Origin of the sequence: Zestosphaera sp. (genome assembly GCA_038727705.1) — an archaeon.
Classification (GTDB): domain Archaea; phylum Thermoproteota; class Thermoprotei_A; order Sulfolobales; family NBVN01; genus Zestomicrobium.
Genome location: JAVYVJ010000004.1, coordinates 21,496 through 38,413, shown reverse-complemented (window position 1 = coordinate 38,413; position 16,918 = coordinate 21,496). Strand labels below are relative to the sequence as shown.

At 47.5% G+C, this 16,918-nt stretch carries 20 protein-coding genes; 2 read left to right on the top strand and 18 right to left on the bottom strand.

The features are described from left to right. Positions 1–668, bottom strand: a 668-nt coding sequence (locus QW772_08565) for a sugar phosphate nucleotidyltransferase (protein MEM0038963.1), incomplete at its 3' end; no start/stop codon positions are given. Positions 669–933: 265 nt separating this feature from the next. Then, a complete protein-coding gene (locus tag QW772_08560) occupies positions 934–1,257 on the bottom strand; it encodes a hypothetical protein (protein MEM0038962.1) in 324 nt (107 codons plus the stop codon). Positions 1,258–1,820: 563 nt separating this feature from the next. Here QW772_08560 and QW772_08555 point away from each other — a divergent pair. Beyond that, positions 1,821–2,498, top strand: a complete 678-nt coding sequence (locus QW772_08555; protein ID MEM0038961.1) for a DUF3782 domain-containing protein — start codon at positions 1,821–1,823, stop codon at positions 2,496–2,498. 287 nt (positions 2,499–2,785) lie between these two features. Here the strand turns inward: QW772_08555 and QW772_08550 are convergent, their stop codons facing one another. After that, complete coding sequence (locus QW772_08550; GenBank protein MEM0038960.1) at positions 2,786–3,283, bottom strand: PaREP1 family protein; 498 nt, start codon at positions 3,281–3,283, stop codon at positions 2,786–2,788. 314 nt (positions 3,284–3,597) lie between these two features. Here QW772_08550 and QW772_08545 point away from each other — a divergent pair, with 314 nt between their 5' ends. Further along, on the top strand, positions 3,598–4,488 hold the full coding sequence (locus tag QW772_08545; protein MEM0038959.1) for a tropomyosin: 891 nt from the start codon (positions 3,598–3,600) through the stop codon (positions 4,486–4,488). Between the two features lie 403 nt (positions 4,489–4,891). Here QW772_08545 and QW772_08540 read toward each other — a convergent pair whose 3' ends face one another. The 15 genes from QW772_08540 to QW772_08470 form a co-directional block, all read right to left on the bottom strand. Beyond that, positions 4,892–5,041, bottom strand: coding sequence for a DUF2283 domain-containing protein (locus QW772_08540; protein ID MEM0038958.1), 150 nt, complete (start codon positions 5,039–5,041; stop codon positions 4,892–4,894). Positions 5,042–5,074: 33 nt separating this feature from the next. Next, a complete protein-coding gene (locus QW772_08535) occupies positions 5,075–5,260 on the bottom strand; it encodes a DUF433 domain-containing protein (protein ID MEM0038957.1) in 186 nt (61 codons plus the stop codon). Between the two features lie 222 nt (positions 5,261–5,482). Continuing rightward, entirely contained in the window at positions 5,483–6,499 is a 1,017-nt protein-coding gene (locus tag QW772_08530) for an ATP-binding protein (protein MEM0038956.1), read from the bottom strand. Between the two features lie 127 nt (positions 6,500–6,626). Next, positions 6,627–7,262: a DUF3226 domain-containing protein gene (locus QW772_08525; GenBank protein MEM0038955.1), complete on the bottom strand. Its 636-nt coding sequence runs from the start codon at positions 7,260–7,262 to the stop codon at positions 6,627–6,629. A 48-nt stretch (positions 7,263–7,310) separates the two neighbouring features. After that, complete coding sequence (locus QW772_08520) at positions 7,311–8,429, bottom strand: AAA family ATPase (GenBank protein ID MEM0038954.1); 1,119 nt, start codon at positions 8,427–8,429, stop codon at positions 7,311–7,313. Positions 8,430–8,754: 325 nt separating this feature from the next. Next, on the bottom strand, positions 8,755–9,156 hold the full coding sequence (locus QW772_08515; protein MEM0038953.1) for a hypothetical protein: 402 nt from the start codon (positions 9,154–9,156) through the stop codon (positions 8,755–8,757). 235 nt (positions 9,157–9,391) lie between these two features. Next, positions 9,392–10,177 carry a HepT-like ribonuclease domain-containing protein gene (locus tag QW772_08510; GenBank protein MEM0038952.1) on the bottom strand — a complete coding sequence of 262 codons (786 nt, stop codon included), beginning with the start codon at positions 10,175–10,177 and terminating at the stop codon, positions 9,392–9,394. 165 nt (positions 10,178–10,342) lie between these two features. After that, on the bottom strand, positions 10,343–10,873 hold the full coding sequence (locus QW772_08505) for a PaREP1 family protein (protein ID MEM0038951.1): 531 nt from the start codon (positions 10,871–10,873) through the stop codon (positions 10,343–10,345). A 263-nt stretch (positions 10,874–11,136) separates the two neighbouring features. Further along, positions 11,137–11,730 carry a hypothetical protein gene (locus QW772_08500; protein MEM0038950.1) on the bottom strand — a complete coding sequence of 198 codons (594 nt, stop codon included), beginning with the start codon at positions 11,728–11,730 and terminating at the stop codon, positions 11,137–11,139. A 4-nt stretch (positions 11,731–11,734) separates the two neighbouring features. Beyond that, entirely contained in the window at positions 11,735–12,571 is an 837-nt protein-coding gene (locus tag QW772_08495) for a geranylgeranylglycerol-phosphate geranylgeranyltransferase (protein ID MEM0038949.1), read from the bottom strand. Positions 12,572–12,761: 190 nt separating this feature from the next. Further along, complete coding sequence (locus tag QW772_08490) at positions 12,762–13,586, bottom strand: hypothetical protein (GenBank protein ID MEM0038948.1); 825 nt, start codon at positions 13,584–13,586, stop codon at positions 12,762–12,764. A 212-nt stretch (positions 13,587–13,798) separates the two neighbouring features. Continuing rightward, complete coding sequence (locus QW772_08485) at positions 13,799–15,142, bottom strand: ATP-binding protein (GenBank protein MEM0038947.1); 1,344 nt, start codon at positions 15,140–15,142, stop codon at positions 13,799–13,801. Between the two features lie 222 nt (positions 15,143–15,364). After that, positions 15,365–15,646, bottom strand: coding sequence for a hypothetical protein (locus QW772_08480; GenBank protein ID MEM0038946.1), 282 nt, complete (start codon positions 15,644–15,646; stop codon positions 15,365–15,367). Positions 15,647–15,653: 7 nt separating this feature from the next. Further along, positions 15,654–15,953: a hypothetical protein gene (locus tag QW772_08475; protein ID MEM0038945.1), complete on the bottom strand. Its 300-nt coding sequence runs from the start codon at positions 15,951–15,953 to the stop codon at positions 15,654–15,656. A 210-nt stretch (positions 15,954–16,163) separates the two neighbouring features. Continuing rightward, positions 16,164–16,916, bottom strand: a complete 753-nt coding sequence (locus QW772_08470) for an MBL fold metallo-hydrolase (protein ID MEM0038944.1) — start codon at positions 16,914–16,916, stop codon at positions 16,164–16,166. Positions 16,917–16,918: the final 2 nt, after the last annotated feature.

Sequence of the window (16,918 nt, the reverse complement as noted above, 5' to 3'; positions counted from 1 at the left end):
CCCGTGTCTTTCCACCAGCCCCTGATCACGCCGTACTCGACCTTGAGTCCCCTATCGATGAGCCCCTGGAGCGCGTCTGTTATCTCTAGCTCGCCCCTCCAGCTCGGCCTTAGGGACTCGATGACCCCGAAGACCTTTGGGGACCTAAAGAAGTATATGCCGACGAGTGCTAGGGTGCTTGGCGGTATCTTTGGCTTCTCGATGAAGCCTACAAGCCTCCCGTCCTGGAACTTGGCTACGCCGAAGCGCTGGGGGTTCTCTACCTCTGTCAGGAGGACCATTGCCTCTGCATCGGTTTCCTCGAACTTTTTGGCGAAGTGTGTTATGCCCTCGAGTATCACGTTGTCCCCGAGGTAGACGACGAAAGGCTCGTCACCCACGAAGTCCCTTGCAAGGTATACTGCGTGTGCAAGGCCGTAGGGGTATCCCTGGTAGATGTAGGTGAGGTTCAAGCCTAGCCAGGAGCCGTCCCCATAGTACTCTACGACCCTCTCGGGAGCTAGGTTTCCAAGTATGATTGCGACGTCCCGTACTCCTGCTTCCCGTAGGTCTTCTAGGACCCACTGTGAGACAGGCTTTCCAGCAATACGGAGAAGCTGTTTGGGCCCTGTGTGCGTTAGGGGTCGGAGACGTGTGCCTAGGCCCCCGTGGAGAACGACGCCCTTCATAGGGGAAAATATCTAAGCCATAATAATAAATGTTTTGAGTTTTTCTATGATGCGAAGTTTTAATTCTTCGAATAGCCATACGATTATTGAATAGAAACTTTTATTGCTCTCTATAGTGCACCTTGTTCTTGCTCTGGGCAGAGCGTTGCATGCCTAGAGTTTTTTGTTATTTGGGGCTATTCACTGTTGGGAGGTCTGGGAAGGTTGCCTGGTTTCGTTGTTAGGCTTTACTGATGTGATTTGCAGGGATAAGTGTTAGCGGTGGTTAGGAGTGGAAGAGGATTCTCAGTATGAGTGGTACAAGTATTGTTGAGATTAGTGTAGCTATGATGGCGACCCGGGATGCCTTGACGACGACGTAGAGGTCGCTTATCCTCCTATTTACATCGTTGATCCTCGCGTCTACGTAGGATTTCAGCTCTTCTATGTCCTCCTTTGTGGCCATCTCTCTAGATAATGCTAGGAGCATTGCCTTTCTGAGGTCTCTGTGTCTTAGGGCCTCGGGCAGGAGCTCCTCAGCCAAATTCCTCCTAAGTTCCTCGTCTCTCCTAAGCTCCTCTAAGAGCTGCCTGCCTATAGACATGCCCAACAAGATGTTACAGTAAGTCAATATATAAGTATGACTGAGGTGGATGACTCTTCACATCCCATGCTTTTAGCACGCAACTCGATAGCCTAAGAGCTCACGAAAAGGAGAAAAAACCTGCTGGCAACTCCTCCTAGCACTAGCCACGGCACTGTCCCTGGGAATAGTGCGCGCCTAGGCTCTAGGCACTGTGTGCACGGTTTCAGGTTTTTTACTCAGCATTCTCTAGCGCCTTTTTGACCGCTTCTCTGTGTATTGTTGTTTGCTGGGCTATGTGCTTGCCGATGCCGAGGTCTAGGTTCCTTTCGGGTGGTGGCTCGTCGACCCAGAGGCACGTTCTGCCTGATTTGTTGCATGTGGCTGAGTTTTCTTGGAAGGGATGTTATCATGTAAGCCTCTTCTGATGGTAATTATGGTCCTCTGAGGTGTATGTGTATTCATGGAGGTGTGAGGGGTCTCCGATTTGTTGGGGCTTTTTCTTTGTTTTCAGTATTGGATGTTTGAGGCGGTGTGATAGGCGAGTGGAACTTTCGGAAGGGTTTAAGGTTGCTATCAGTGGTGTGTTTTTGTATCTCTCGATCCTATTTTTTCGTGTGAACCTGAGGGGGGAGTTTCTAAGGCTTCTAGACGAGGATAGGGAGTTCAGGCTGATGGTAGCCGGGAAGCTTGGGTACGGCGATGTCCTGAGGAGGCTGGAGAGGCATGACAGGAAATTCAACAAGGTAGTCAACGAAATAAAGAAGTTTAGGGAAGACTTCAACACCGAGATGAGTAAGCTGAGAGGAGACTTTAACGCTGAGATGAAGAAGCTTAGGGAGGACTTCAACAAGTTAAGTATGAGGGTTGAGGTTACCATTGGGAGCATGGGAAGGGGGTGGGGGGAGGATCTTGAGAGGATGGTGCTTGAGATATTCAGGGAGGAGCTAGAAAAAAGGGGGATCGAGCCTGGCAAGGTGGAAAAGCTGAGGTTTACGGATAGGGATGGGAGCATTACTGGGGTGAGGGGGAGGATTGTTGACATAGATGTCTCTGTTAGGGATGGGAAGCTCTACTTGGTGGAGGTGAAGTCTAGGGCTGAGCTGGACCATGTCGAGGCTCTTTACGAGAAGGTGAGGGCTGTCGAGAAATACTTGGCGAAGAGCGTGAGCGGGGTGTTTTTGGTCGCCGTGAACGTTGATAAGGAGGCTTATGATAGGGCTAGACAGCTGGGTATAGAGGTTATATGCGGAAGCATAATAGAGTAGGCGACGTGTTTGTGTTATCAGCGTATTTTCGCATGGGAGGACTATTCTTGAAGCGCTTTCACGTGTGTTTTACGTAAGAGCGTGCGCTAATAAGGAAGGCTTAAGCGTGTGTTGACTCGCTGTACTGGAGGGCCGTTTTGTTTGCGTGTAGCTCTACGTCTCCCCGGTGTTGGCTCGTGGTTGTGGAGAGTGAGCGCTGTGCTTTGGCTGTTGGTTTTTTCGCTGGGATGAGTCTGTTTGCCTCTAGCTCTTTAATGCTCCGTGCTTCTAGACCTTTTTGGCGCGCGCTACTTCTTTTCGGCGATCCTCTGGGCTTCTGTAACCATTCTATCGATGCTCGGCAACCTCCTCCTGACATCTTCGGCGTCGAATTTTGCCTCGTGGAAGCCCCAGACGTGGAGCGCCCACGCAGTGTCCCATGAGGATCTGAACCAGTCGCCCACCTTGTCGGATATGCTTAGAACGGCCTTCTCGAGCTTCCCGAGGCTCCAGGTTCCACTCTTCTCTACATCTTCAAGGATATCCTTTAAGTTGAAGTGTGTTGTGAGCGCCTTGACGGCCTCCTCCGCGACCTTGTAGAGTTTTTCACTGGCCTGGACGGGGTCCGTGTCGATGAGATTCTTTCCCTCTTCTAGGTATCTCACAGCTAGTTCTAGGTGGGACTCTGCGGCTGCGTGGGGGTCGGGTTCCAGCATACTGACTAGAAAATCGACTACAAGGGGCTCTGGGTCCAGGTTTCTCCTCTTGGGATCCTCAGCTAGTCTTCTAGGAATCGTCAGGCTCATAATCCTTTATCACTATCTAGTGAATCATATATTTTGAATTAAAGGCTACCGACAATGCTTGATTCTTCAGCTTTCAGTATATTTGTTTATAGATTTTTGGTAGAAAGTAGACAGGGGCCTTCCAATTTAAAGATATTGGCCCCTTCCCTTAACGCGATTCGTTGTTTTCGGCAAGGACCTTTCCTAGTTAAGATTGCGGGTCGTCTCATTTACGATACTTTTGCTAGGGTATGGCCAAAATTTGCCTACAGCTTTGCGGGCCTCCTGTGTGAAATCCTTATAAGCCTTGGAGCCATAATTTAAGGGGGCGTGGCGTGGACGATGTAATCAACATGGCTGTTATCCTACTCTCGATAGCTTCTTCGTCAGCCAGCCTAGGATACTGGCTTGCAAAACAGTTTGGAAAAATTGACGCTAGGTTCAAAGAGGTAGAAGCGAGGCTGGATGCCCATGATACTAGGCTGGCGGGCCTCGAGACAACTGTGAAGAGCATGGATTCCAGGCTTAAAGGCGTGGAGACAAGGCTGGAAGCCCACGAAGCTAGGTTGGAAAACATGGAGAAGAGGCTTACAGATGTTGAGAATACTGTAAGGGAGATAAATACTAGATTAGGGAGCGTGGAAAACAAGCTTACAGGAGTTGAGACAACGGTGAAAAATATGGACGCCAGGTTAAGGAACGTGGAAAGCAGGCTGGCAGGTATCGAGGAGGATGTAAAGGATATATACGCTAGACTGGGGATTCTCGAGACCACAACAAAGAGCCTGCAAGCCAAGCTTGGTGAAGTCGACAGTAAAATTGATGGCGTAAGTACCAGGCTGGACAAGCTCGAGAAGGGAATCTTCGGCTTCAACGAGCTCCTATTGAAGGTCCTGGAGGAAAAAGGCGTAGTAAGCAGGACTGAGGCGTTAACGCTTCTAGTCGCTCTCAGGGGAATGATCCCCGGCTCAAGGTCGAAGTACTACACTAAAGAGGTAGAGAACAGGCTCAGAGAGCTACTAAACAAGGACCCAGACACATTCACCATGGACGACATAAGGGAGCTCGAGGACATAGCCGAAATAATGGAAAAAGAATACACAGTGTCCGGCAGAAAAGAGCTCCTCGACTACGCCGCCAAGCTAAGAATCGGGGCCCTAGTCTTCAAGATAGTCTTCGTCGAGCCAAAAATGAGAAAACTCCAGGAATGGCCACTAAGCCCCTAGAGCGTTTTCTCCGGACATACTCGAAGAAGCATGTGAAGGAATAATTCGTTTCGCGGGTTAGAATAGAGGGGCGAAGGGGATACTCTAGAAAGTCTCGTCTTTTGTGGACCAGTTATCTTTGGCTCGAGGCGAGGTATAATATTAGCGATAGTGCGGCTATGACCTCCTTGTCATCAAGCGTCTATGGGGGCGCTGTGCTATCCATTCTTTAACGCTTCTGCGAAGGCAATTCAGCCAAATCTTTCACGGGGTTCTCCAAAGCCTACCTGCCTATAGACATGCCCCTGCAACTATTGCACAAGCTCCTATGTAATTCAGCCATTGTCTACTGCCTCGTAGTTGCTTCAAGAGATTTTCTAATCTTTGCGGAGAACACTTTCACGATTGGTTCTAGGAGATTTTTCTAGGCATTCCATATCTCTATTCCAGCCACGTTTCCGTCCTCTGCAATCTCAATTAACACGTCGTCGTCCGCCTCTACAGTGTCCTTTATTGGACCCTCCCTGATTATTATGTATAGTATGTCTGCTTCTGGGTCGTAGTTTACCCTCATCTTGCCTCCACCTACCTACCTCTTTCCACGCGTTTACTTATAATCGCGCGTGCGCGCGCTTAAAGCCGCGGTTATGTCCTCCTTTTTGAGCTGGGGGTAGTTATCGAGGATTTCCTCGGTTGTCCAGCCGTTTGCGAGTAGGTCTAGGATGAGCTCTACAGGTATTCTTGTGCCCTTGATTATTGGTTTTCTGACCAGTATTTCAGGGTCTACCGTTATTCTACTCTTTCAGTCCTCCACTTGACCCCTATACTGTAAAGTATTACAACATTTTAAAAAACCTGTTGCATCTGATGATGCTATATGTCTAGTGTCCAGAGAATGACTCAGCTTTCTATGCAATGGGGTTTCCCTCTTGCATCAACTTTCATTTTCCGACTTCATGTCTATTTCCCCATTTAATTAGGGGTCAGCATGGCTATTTGGAAACATATCCTGTTTTCACCGTGCAAATTCTTCTAGTGCTTTTTTGACTGCTTCCCTGTGTAGGGGCGTCTGCCAGGCAATGTGTCTGCCTATGCCTAGCTGTGGGTCTTTCTCTGGTGGGGGCTGGTCGACCCAGAGTTGTGGGTCTCTAGATGCCAGGGTGTCTACGATGAGGTTGAGGTCAACAAGTTTGTCGAGGAGTGGTAGCTTTTCTCTTGTGAAGAGTTTGTCTGGGTCCTCTGTTGCCTCGGCTAGCCATTCCCGCTCTTGCGGGTTTAGCGAGAGTATAAAGGCTGTTAGCCGCTTTTTTGAGGCGAGCTCGCCTACAGTTGTGTTGGAGTCCCATTTTTTCTCGTAGAGGATTGAGAGTATCCTGGGGTTGCCGCCTGTCAGGCTCCATGCTTTCTCGTAGTCTGGCTTGGGGTGGGGTAGTTTCTCGTAGAGTTCTTGGAAGCCGTTTTTAGGCATGTTCCAGATAGGCATTAGATTTGCCCAGAGATGCTTGGCTATCTCTCTCCTGGAAACGCCTTCGCTTGTCGCCACAATTGCTACGATGTTTTCGTAGTCATAGAGTGGGTGCTCTATCATGTTTAGTAGCCCCTTGACGTATGCCGCGGCGTTTTGAACCCCAATGACCTGGAAGACGTCGTCCGCCAGGACAGCGATCTTTCTCTTTTTTCTCTTGAGGGCTTCACGTATAAAGTCGAACACTGCCCAGGCTACCCTACCAAGGGAGTCTTCTGAGAGAGCTCTCTGGGCTAGGTCTAGGAAGGCTTTCCTTATGTCTGGCTCCTCGATGTCTGCCTCGAATATTCGGTCAAGTGGGTAGAGGTGGAAGACTGTGTAGCCGGCATCTTTAAGTACGTGGGAGGCCTGGCGTAGGAGCGCTGTTTTGCCGCATCCCTCGGGGCCAAAAATGACTATAGGCTGGATTGTGCCTCTTTCAGCCCACTCTTGGACTTGGGCTAGCGCTTTTTCTCTGTCTGTGAACTCGACGAGTAGACCAGCGAGTCGGAGCTTGACTCTTCGCATATATGGGAACCCGTTGGCATGCGACTTTTATGTATGTCTTGAGATGGCCTTTCTTAGGCCTTTCGCTATGTGTTTGCTTGCTGGGACGCGTCAGGGCTCTTTGATTGTTTTGTTTTGGCTGGGTTGTTTATGTGGTTTCTGTGTATAGTAGTTCTAGTGCGCGGCAGATGTGTGTAAAAGATCTGCATATTGTTTGTGGATCTGTTTTGTCTATTTTGTCTAGACACAGTGCTATGTCGTTGACTATTTGTTTGGCGTTTGTTGCTCCTTTTGGGACGGATAGTTCCATGAGGTTAATGCAGTGGTCTTCAAGAGTGTGCTTGGTTAAGCGTAGTCCTGGGTCGCCGTTTACGGCGATTATGAGTCTTATTTTTCTCCCGTTTACATGTATGTTGGACATGAAGACTTGGCTAGACGTGTTGTCTCTTTTGGTGCCTGATAGCTGGAGCTGGAGGTCTCCTTTGCGCGAGAGTATGCTGTCGACTAGGCTTCTTGTTCTTTTTTCAGCTGTGTCCTCGTCCGCGTCAATTATTACAACGATTGCCTTGAGTTTTCTCGAGAGTTTTGAGAGCAAGAGCAGGGCACTGGCTAGGAGTGGGATGTTTTCTTTTCCCTCCGCGTCTGTGAAGGCGATAACTGGCTGCTTGTCGGTTTTCGGTAGTTTTTTCTCTATTTTTCGGAGGATCTTTTTTGCTACTTCTGTGTCGCTTGCGCCCTCGCATAGGACGATTGCGTCTAGGCCTTTAATCTTGTCATGTATCACTTTGTAGAAGGATTCCTGGTGGGGCTTTAGCTGGAGTATATGCATAGCTTATAGTATGTGGAGCATTCTTGGGTCTAGTCCTATTTTCTGGAGGGTTTCAAGGTCCGGCTCCTCTATGGCTCGTACGTCTACGTAGCCGTCTTTGCCTCTCTCCATGTAATAGATTCTCAGGCCTAGGCCCAGCTCTTTTGAGATTTCTTTTGCGATGTTTAAGAGCTCGATACTATGTGTCGTGATGAACAGCTGTAGGCGTTGCTTTTTCGCCGTTTTGAATGCGAACCTCGTGAATGTAGCTAGGCCTCCGGGGTGCTGGTGTGCCTCGGGGTCTTCTATTAGGACGGCTGTGTCGCTTGCTAGGAGTAGGGGGGACGCGTATAGTATCGCCATTCTTGCGCCGTCTCCCAGAGAGTCTATTTCTACTGTTGTTTGTGGCAGGGCGAACGCGAGTACAAAGCCTTCACCACTTGGCTTATAGAGGATACTTTCAGCTGTGGGCTCGTATTCCTCTCGTATAAATTCTAGTATTTCTTTGTCAAGCCTCTTGTCGAATATCTTTCCCCACACCTTTTGCTCGAGCTGGCTCACCGTGAACCTGTTATCGAGTAGAACTGCGTTTTCAAGGTACGTTATCTCTTCCGCGGCAAATGAAAGAACTTTTTCCTTGAGGCTGGTTTTGTAGCTAGTTTTTGTTTTAGGGTTCCATGCATCGCCGGTGCTAGAGAGATATAGCTTTCGGGCGTGGTGGTATTCAGCAATTTCAGGGATTCTCTGCCGTGAAACTTCAATTAATACAGGAGAGTCAACTTTTGAAGGATTATACATGTATGGAAGCTTAAATATCAACTCGTTTGGTTTGTTTTGGGATTTGAAGTTGAAGTTTATCTCGATCTCTTCATCGGTTTTTTTGTTGAACCAGAGTGTATGTTTGTAAGTTGTCCATTTTCCTCTGCCACCTCTCCTTGATATGACATATTCGTGTTTTGGCATGTCTCTTATTTGGTCTTCTGGCTCTGCCCAGGACGAGGCGAGGTAGATTGCTTCTAGTATTGTGGATTTGCCTGCGCCGTTTTTACCTATAAAGATATTTATGTCTGTTAGGTTGTTTACTGTGCATTGCTTGATTCCTCTTAGGTTTTTGATTGTGATTGACTCTATCAATTTGGACACTTTGTGTTTAGTTTGTTTGGCTGGTTTTTAAGAATTCTGCGTTTGGACGTGCCAAAGCTGATTCTACTGGTGTCGATCTTGATGAAGACAGCGCGTAGAAATTGGGAATCCAAAGGGCGTTATGGTTCTTCAGATGTGATGGTCTCGTTCTAAGTTATTTCTACAATTTCTCTTTTTGGGGCTTTGATGATTTCCTCGAGAATATCTTTGAGTACCCCGATTGCTAAGGACTTTTAGTATTTTCTCCTTTGTAACTCCTAGGTTCTTTAATCGTTTGAGCTTTTCTTCGGCATGTGCAGTGAACTTTATCTCTTTACCCCCATGCTTAACCTCTGTAGAATAGGGGTGTGTTTTGATAGGAGTAACCTAGCGCCAGGACTATGCCATGGGTCGCCCTCCTAAGGGCTTCAGCTACTTGTACAGCTCCAATAGCGAGCGCCAGCTGGATCTTTTTGGCTAATAGTTTTAGGCCCTCCTCATAGGCCTTTATCATTGTTGCCTTGGAGGGCCAGACTTTCTCGAGGATCCTGAGTATAGCCTCGCGTAGGGCCGGGCTTTTAATAGCTTTAAGCCTCCTAGCCAAAAGGAGGATTGCCCTCTCCTCCGGCCTGAGCCTCCAGAAGGCTCCGAACCTCAGCGAACGCTTGTAGGCGGCGGAAACGAGGCTAGGCGTGATTTGGATCTGAGAAAGCGTTGGAGGCACAGGCGCAGAGGTAGAGGACGGCATACAAGCTGAAACTATTTAGGAAATTATAAATTTTTTCTAGGTGGCTTCATTCATAGGTTTAGTCTTACCCTGTTTTTTGTCCTCTGAGACATATATGTATCGATGGAGCGCGCGCACCCTGGAAGCTTTTGGAGAAGTGGCTAAGGTGTAGCTTATCCTTGGGTAAGTTGTGAGAGGCGAAGTGTGAATTCTTTTGTGAAAAGCCAAGCTTTAGGAGGAAAAGTGGAGAAAAGAACTATTTTGTAACTAAGTTTTCGATAGTTTTCATGTCTTCTTCGAGGTCTAGTAGCTGGATCATGACCCTGTGCTTTAACTCGAATAGTTGGGCAGGGCTTTCCACGATTATTGGCTTCCCGTCTAGAGCCTCTAAGGCGTGTTCTGGGGACAGGGAATCGAGGCAGACGATGTCTACCTTTTCTTCGGGGACTCCGAGTGCCTCGGCTATGTCTACGGCTAGCTCTCCGAGCTTGTAGAGATCGCATCGTGGCTCCATGAGGACTGCTATGTCGTAGTCTCCTTTTAGTATGTAGCCCTTTGTCCTGCCGCCGTAGAGGAGGGCAATGGCAACTCTGCCCTTCAACACTTGCCTCAGCTTTTCCACTAGCGAGTCCGTGTCTTCGCTTAGGGGGTCTATGGGCTTGGTTTCGAGGCGTCTCATTATTATGGAAGCTATTCTTGGAGCATCTGTTTTGAGCCTCTCTGCAAAGGTAGATACCTTTTCCCTGCCAACGTCTGCATAGGCACGTACAAGGATGTTTCTTAGACCAGCCATAGACCTCAGCTTGGAGGCGTCCTCTTCATCTAGGATCCCGAGATCCCTCAAAATGTAGCCTATCTCGGAATATGCTCTAGGCCTCTGGCGTCCCAGAGCAGAAATTACCATTAGACCAAGATCGAGAGGGGCCTGTATGGTTAGCTGGATTAGCCTCTCTAGTCCCCTATAACTGTTTTCTGTTTCCATCTCTTCTACGAGTTCCTCCACTAGGCTGAACTGCTTCTTGATTCTCTCGAAAACATCCACGGAATGAAACCTATGGTTCAAGTGGTTCGCACAGTTATTAAAATCTACCTAAAAGAACAAAACCCAAATTTGTGTATTTAGATTTTGAAAGTGTCTTTGTGTGGTCTTTTCGTGTGGTGGCATGTTGGAGTGCGCTATCTATGTGATTTAGTTATTTTAGACTCTTTACTGGTTTCTGCGCATTGGTTTCGTAGTTTGCTTGTCACCCTCGATTATTTTTTGTGCCTCCAGAACTATGCTCTCGATGTCAAGGAGTCTCATTCTTACGTCTTCTGTGTCAAGTTTTGCCTCGTGGAAGCCCCAGACGTGTAATGCCCATGCGGTGTCCCACCATGACCTGAACTGGGATCCTAGTTTCTGTGAGATTTTTACTACGGCTTTTTCGAGTCTAGCAATGCTCCATCTTCCATTTTTCTCGACGTCTTCGAGGATTTCTTTGAGGTTAAGGTATGTTGCAAGGGCTTTGACGGACTCTTCTGCCGCTTTGTAGAGTTTTTCGCTTGACTGGGCGGGATCTTTCTCTATGAGCCTTTTTCCCTCTTCTAGATATCTTAATGCTAGTTCGAGGTGGGACTGGGCCGTTGCTTCGGGGTCTAGTTGTAGTAGCCTTGCAAGATAGTCAATTATGAGTGACTCTGCGTCGATGCCTCTCTTCTGGAGCTCCTCAGCGATCCTCCTGGGGACCACAACTGCCATATTCTAACATTATAAATTGCTTTCAGACTTAAAAAGCTGGCTAGGGATTAGGCTTTTTGATTTTCCAAATTAAGGCTTTCTCTAAATGCCTTTTAAAGGTGATTGCATCTATATAGACGCTGACTTTTCTCGGGATGTATTAAATGATTATAAACATCCACTAGTTATTTTTCTCAATTGAATTTCTCTAGGTCTTACTTAACCTTAATCAAGGGTCGCAGTGGTTTTTACGAAAATTAGTTGCAGAGAGGTGTGAGATGGGTTTATGGGGAGAATAGTAGGATTAGGAGTAGTGCCAGGGGGACTGTGAGCTCGTCTAGTACAGAGGTTCTGGTAGAGGCTTCAATGGCTGTAGCTGTCAGTGACGCTAGGAGTGAGGTTGGGAGCTGTAGGCCAACTATGAGGCAGGAAGATATGCTTGTAGCTAGCATTGCTAGGGATCCGGAAAGTGTCTTTCTCTTGTTGAATGGCCATCTTGGTCCATCTATTGCTTTTCCTGTTATCGCGGCGGCCGCGTCTCCGAGGCTTGATATCATTATTGCCGCTACTGCGCGACGGGGTTCTAGGAGGATTATTGTGATGAGGGTTAGGAGCCAGAAGTAGATTGTGCCTGTGAAGTATCTGCCTTGTCTTTCTTCTGGGCGGGCCATTATCTTGTAGGTGTCGTATGCTATTGGGACTTTAATGTTGAGGCCTTTCCTTAGGGATATCTCGTTGAGGGTGTAGAGTAGGAGGAAGAATGCAGAGATGATGACCCCCGCTAGCCTGCCTATCCAGATGATTACTGGGTATGCTAGGAAGCCTGGTATTACATGTATGCTTTTCCTCTTGAGCTCTGCTGAGACTTCGCTTTTCATGGTTTCACCCGAGGAGGAATGCGAGTAGACCCATAAATAGGGGGATTTTCAGTATCCTGGTGGCTCTCCATGCATTGGCTACTGGGTTCCTCCATAGCAGTCGTAGTGAGTAGAGTATCGGCAGGTCTACGCCTAGAAGGGCGAGGGCGAGGTATCTCGTGCTGTAGCCGAGGAAGAGTGCCGGGAGGGGGCTTATTGCTACAAGGGCTAGAAGGACAGCTCCGCTCGCCTGTATGGCCGTCCTGGGACCATGTTGGACGGCTATTGTCTTTATGCCGGCCTCGGCGTCGCCCTTTATGTCTTCTAGGCTTTTCGCGAGTTCTCGTCCAAGAATAATCGTGAATGCGTAGATGCTTGGGAGAATTGATAGCTGTGGTTTTGGAGATGCAACTCCTCCATAAATGATGTTTAGGGCAGAAAGGAGAGATACTAGGATATTTCCTGGGAGACCACTACTCTTGGCTCTCCACGAGTAAATGAAAAGTAAGAGGAAACTAGCTACTGCTAGGGCCCCGCACACCAGTGACACGGATATGCTTGAGGCGATCCCAAGGGAGGCGAGAAGAAGCCCTAATGTTAGACCTTGCCGTGGAGTGATTATGCCTCTGGCCAACGGTCTCCAAGGCTTATTTACCTTGTCGACCTCCAAGTCGAAAAAGTCGTTTATAATGTTCCCCCAGGCTCCAAGCATGGCGGCGCCCAGAAACAGTAGAGACGCTTTTAAGGGGTCGCTTCCTCCTCCAATCGTGTAGCCCACTAGGGCGGCGAAACCGATTATTAGGCAGTTTCCAGGACGAAGAAGGTCGATCGCCCCAAGTATGGTACGAGTTGATCTGTCCATGAATCCCTTTTATTACTTCAGCATATAGTCAAAAAGCTTTCTTTCCATTGGATTAAGGGTAAGAATACAGTGGTTCTGTCAGCGAAAGAAGTTCATTAGGGGACTTAAAAGATAAAAGTTTTAGAGATTTTCTCAGGGCTTTTTAGATTTTGATATGTCGTCGTGTTGAGGGAGCTTAGGGCTTTTGGGGCTAGTCTATTATTCTTCCTATTATTAGTTCTATGTTTTTCTCTTTTGCTTTTCTCTGTATTTCTTGGGCTACGTCTCTTTTGGCTGTGAGGATTACTAGTATTTTTTTGGGCTCCTTTGCGTACCTTGTTTTTGCTAGTTCTGCTTTTTTGAGGAGCTTGTCGGCTTCCTGGGGTGTATCTGCGTGTGCTGTTACTTCGCCAACTATGAGGGGGTCTTCTAGGAAGATGTCTATTTCTTCGCTGTCTATGACTTTTCTTGTGAGCTCTAATCCCTGGGGTATCTGGCCTGACTTTTGGAGGCTTGCTGTTAGGAATTTTCTTACGAATTCTTCAAAGGTTATGCCTGCGAACTTGCTTAGCTCGGCGAAGCCTGCTATCATCGCGCTTGCCAATGAATCGACGCGTTCCTCTAAGGAGCCTACACGTTTATCTAAAGAGTCGACTTTTTTCTCTAAGGAGTTTACACTTTTCTCCAAAGAGTCTATCCGTTTCTCTAGAGAATCCACACGTTTATCTAAGGAGTTTACGCCTTTTTCTAGAGAGTCTACACGGTTGTCTAAAGAGTTAACGCGGTTTTCTAGCCTGCTTTGGGATTCCCGGATTTCTTTGAGCTGTGCCAGTATTTCTTTGAATTTCTCTTCGTGTCTTGCAAGTATCTCCTCGTGCCTATTAAGTATAGAGACTATTTCTTCAAACTTCTCGTCGTGTTTCTGGAGTCTTTTTAGTATCTCGTCGTAGCCAATCATGCCTGCTACTGCGTAGCGGAATTCTTCGTCTGTTTTGAGCAGGGCTAGTATCTTTGTTTTGAGCTCGCTTAGCTCCATCATTTGACCACTCTCTATTTTCTATAATCATCACTCTGATATATATTTAAGGTGGTCAGTTCCAGATCTATTCCTTGGGAGCTTGCCACATTTTTTCCCGAGAAGTAAAACAACATCATCTTTTGTATATCTTCTACTATTTAATAGCGTGTGCTAATTGTTTCTTTAGAGACCAACCTAAAGTGCTCTTTATAAGGCCGAGCGGGTGCTTGTTAATATTTTTCTCTCTCGTTGTTTAGGGTTTCTAGTGCTATTTGGTGGAGTTTTTGTTGGTCTATTGTTGTGGCTTGGCTTGACTGTCCCTTGAATGATTTTGCGACGAGTATGTATTCTTCTTTCCTTGTGTCTTTTTTCCAGCCGAATAGTGTTGTCTTCTTTTTGAGCTTGTCTAGCTCGGTTTCTGGGTCTACGTCGGAGCTGTATTTGAATTCTATGAAGTAGGCTTTGGCTGTTTCCTCGTCTATTGCTATGAGGTCTATCTCTGTGTCTCCCTTCCACCACCGGCCTGCCCTCGTGTGTTTGATTTTTTGGAGGACTAGTTCTCCTGCGACTTGTTCGAAGACTTGGCCTAGGTACGTGTTGAAGTTTTTCCGGAAATATGTTTCGGCGTGTGTCTTTAGTCCCGACTCTATCTCCTCGTAGAACGGGTATATGAACCTGAGCCAGAAGGCGAAATAAGGCTCCTTGACCCTGTATGTGCCGCGTTTGCCCTCGAGCAGGGGCTTTTCGTAGTAGACGTAGCCGAGGTCCCTGAGGACGCCTAGGTAGTATGGTAGCTTGTGTGGCTCTATGCCTGTAACGTGTGAGATCTCGCTTAGCCTTGTCCTGCCGCCTGCAATGGCCTCGAGTATCTGGAAATAGCGGTGCGGCTCGGGCAGTTCCTCCTCTATTATGAGCTTCGCGTCGCGGAAGGGCAATATGTCGGGGTTAAGCATTACTTTTTCGACTTCGTCTCCTGTACACTTCGAGAAGAATTCAAGGTAGCGTGGAACCCCGCCCGTGGCCCCGTAGACAGCTATTGCCCCGTCAAAGGTTGCGCCGGGGAACCATTCGAACAAGTGGTGGAAGCGGAGTGGCTGGATCTTTTTTACGAGGTCTAGGCGTCCATAGAGTGGGCTCCTGTATCCCAGGAGTTTAGACTCAATAGCTGAGATTGTTGAGCCAGTCAATACTAGTTTCTTTGTGTCAAGGATGATGTCCACGATGCGTTGGAACTGTGGAAGAGCCCCCGCCTTTACTAGGTACCCGAACTCGTCTATGACTACTATGTCTACGTCGCTTCTGCCCTCGATGAAGCGGAAAAGCTCCTCGAAGTCTCTGAACCTCAAGCCTGGAACGCTGAATCTCTCTGACAATTCCTCGGAAAACTTTGCAAGGTTGTATTCGAGGGTCGAATCCGCGGCTAGGAGATAGACAGCTCTCTTATTCTTTATGAACTCTAGGACGAGCCTGGTTTTTCCGACTCGCCTCCTTCCAAATATAAGGGCTACTCTTCCCTTGTTATACCACTCATCAAGGGCCTTAAGCTCTTCCCTCCTGTCAATTAGATGTTTCATAATATAGTTAAAACTATTATAGTCTAGACTATAAATTTTTTCATTTCATTTTGGATGTCCCATAACATGAGACCGATGGTTTTTGAGGGAATATACCTGGGTTAAATGTGAGCTCCGGGGAAAAAGGAAATATGGCAGGGTAGGCACCCAAAAAGTAAGGTTTTAGGTTAGTATTTTGTAGTATCTTGAAAACCTCGTGTGCTGACTCTGAGGAGAAAAAAGCTATGCCATTGCTAGCTCTTCTAGTAGGTCGCTTAATCCTACTATTTCGAGGGCGGTTATTTCGCCTGTTTTCTCTTCGATAAATATCGTTGCTATGGTCCTTGTTGGGAGGGGTTCGCCGGCCTCTATTCCTTGGGGCTCTTTGAACCTTACAAATAGCAGGTCATGGGTGTCGTCTAGGTAGACCTCTATAACCTTCTTTGGCAATTTAATGTTGTACTTCCTCTCAATGAGGTCTAGTATTTTTTTCAAATCAAGCTCTAAGAGAGAAGCTATTCCCATTTTCTATTCACCTCTCCACCCATCTATTTTTCCTATATTTATCATATTTTTCTTGGCTTATAAGGTATGCTGTTACAGCAATTTTTCCAACAACAACTACGCAAAGAAAGTATGAATCTAGCCTTTTAAGAAGATATGTGACGTCGTCTCTGATTTTATCTTTATAAATTTTGTCAGGGTTCTTAAGGACTTGCCTTATAAAATTAGTAATTTCCTCCCCTGTCTCTAGCCCTAACATTTCTATCCAATCCTTGTGTCTTTTTATAACATGGCTTACAAATCTCCTAGAAACTCTTAGATCATGCATATTCTCTCCTGGTTATATCTTCCCAATATATAACGAAACTAACTATTTAATCCTGTTAAATCCAAGGATTCATACCTTTGAAGCTGGTTTTATGTCGAGCTATCCTTGTATATCGATTTCTAGCCCTGCTCCCCCGTCGCCGTATTTGTCCTTGTAGCTGTTTGCGAGGTAGTTCCTGATTGTGTCGCCGCTACAGTGTATAGGGTAGATCTACTCGGCCCCAATTTCCACTAGTCGTGAAGCGACTTCTTTAATATCCTGGAGAGGTGCCCCGAACATGTGGAATCCCCCGAGCACGAGGTATGGCTTCATGCCTAGGTCTCTAACTGCCTGGTTAACGAGGTTCACAACCCCGGGGTGGCTGCAGCCGACCAGTATGGCTAGTCCCTTGCTGGTCTTGACGGCGAGCGCCTCCTCGACGGGTGGTCCATAAAGGGGCTCGACGACGAATACCCCCTTCGCCACCTCGACAGTGCTGTTTACCTGTATGGGCTCTAGGCCGAGGCTTTGGACATAGTTTTTGAGGCTTCGGTCTGGCGGTATATATACTCGGAGCCCGGGCTTAATAGAAGAAAGGAGCTTCAGGCCCCCTGTATGGTCCCCGTGCGGGTGGCTGATAACTATGAAGTCTATCTTGCTTAGGTCTATTCCTAGCTTCTCGGCGTTTCTCTCGAGTACGCCGGGGTCCGGCCCCGTGTCGAAGAGCAGCTTGGTCTGACCGGTCTCGAGATAGACTGCGAGGCCCCACGCCGTCTCTAGGCCTTCCTTGTAGGGATTGTTATCTACGAGGACAACTAGGCGCACATACCCGGCATACTCCCGAGACTCGTTGCCAGCATGTTTTTCGGGAACATTGGAGGCTCTTCCCAGCATGTAGAGTAGGGCTCCAAAGACACCTATGCATACAATAAGAATTGCAATGGGAAAAATCCATTTATACACATAGTAAAGTAACTTTGTCATGT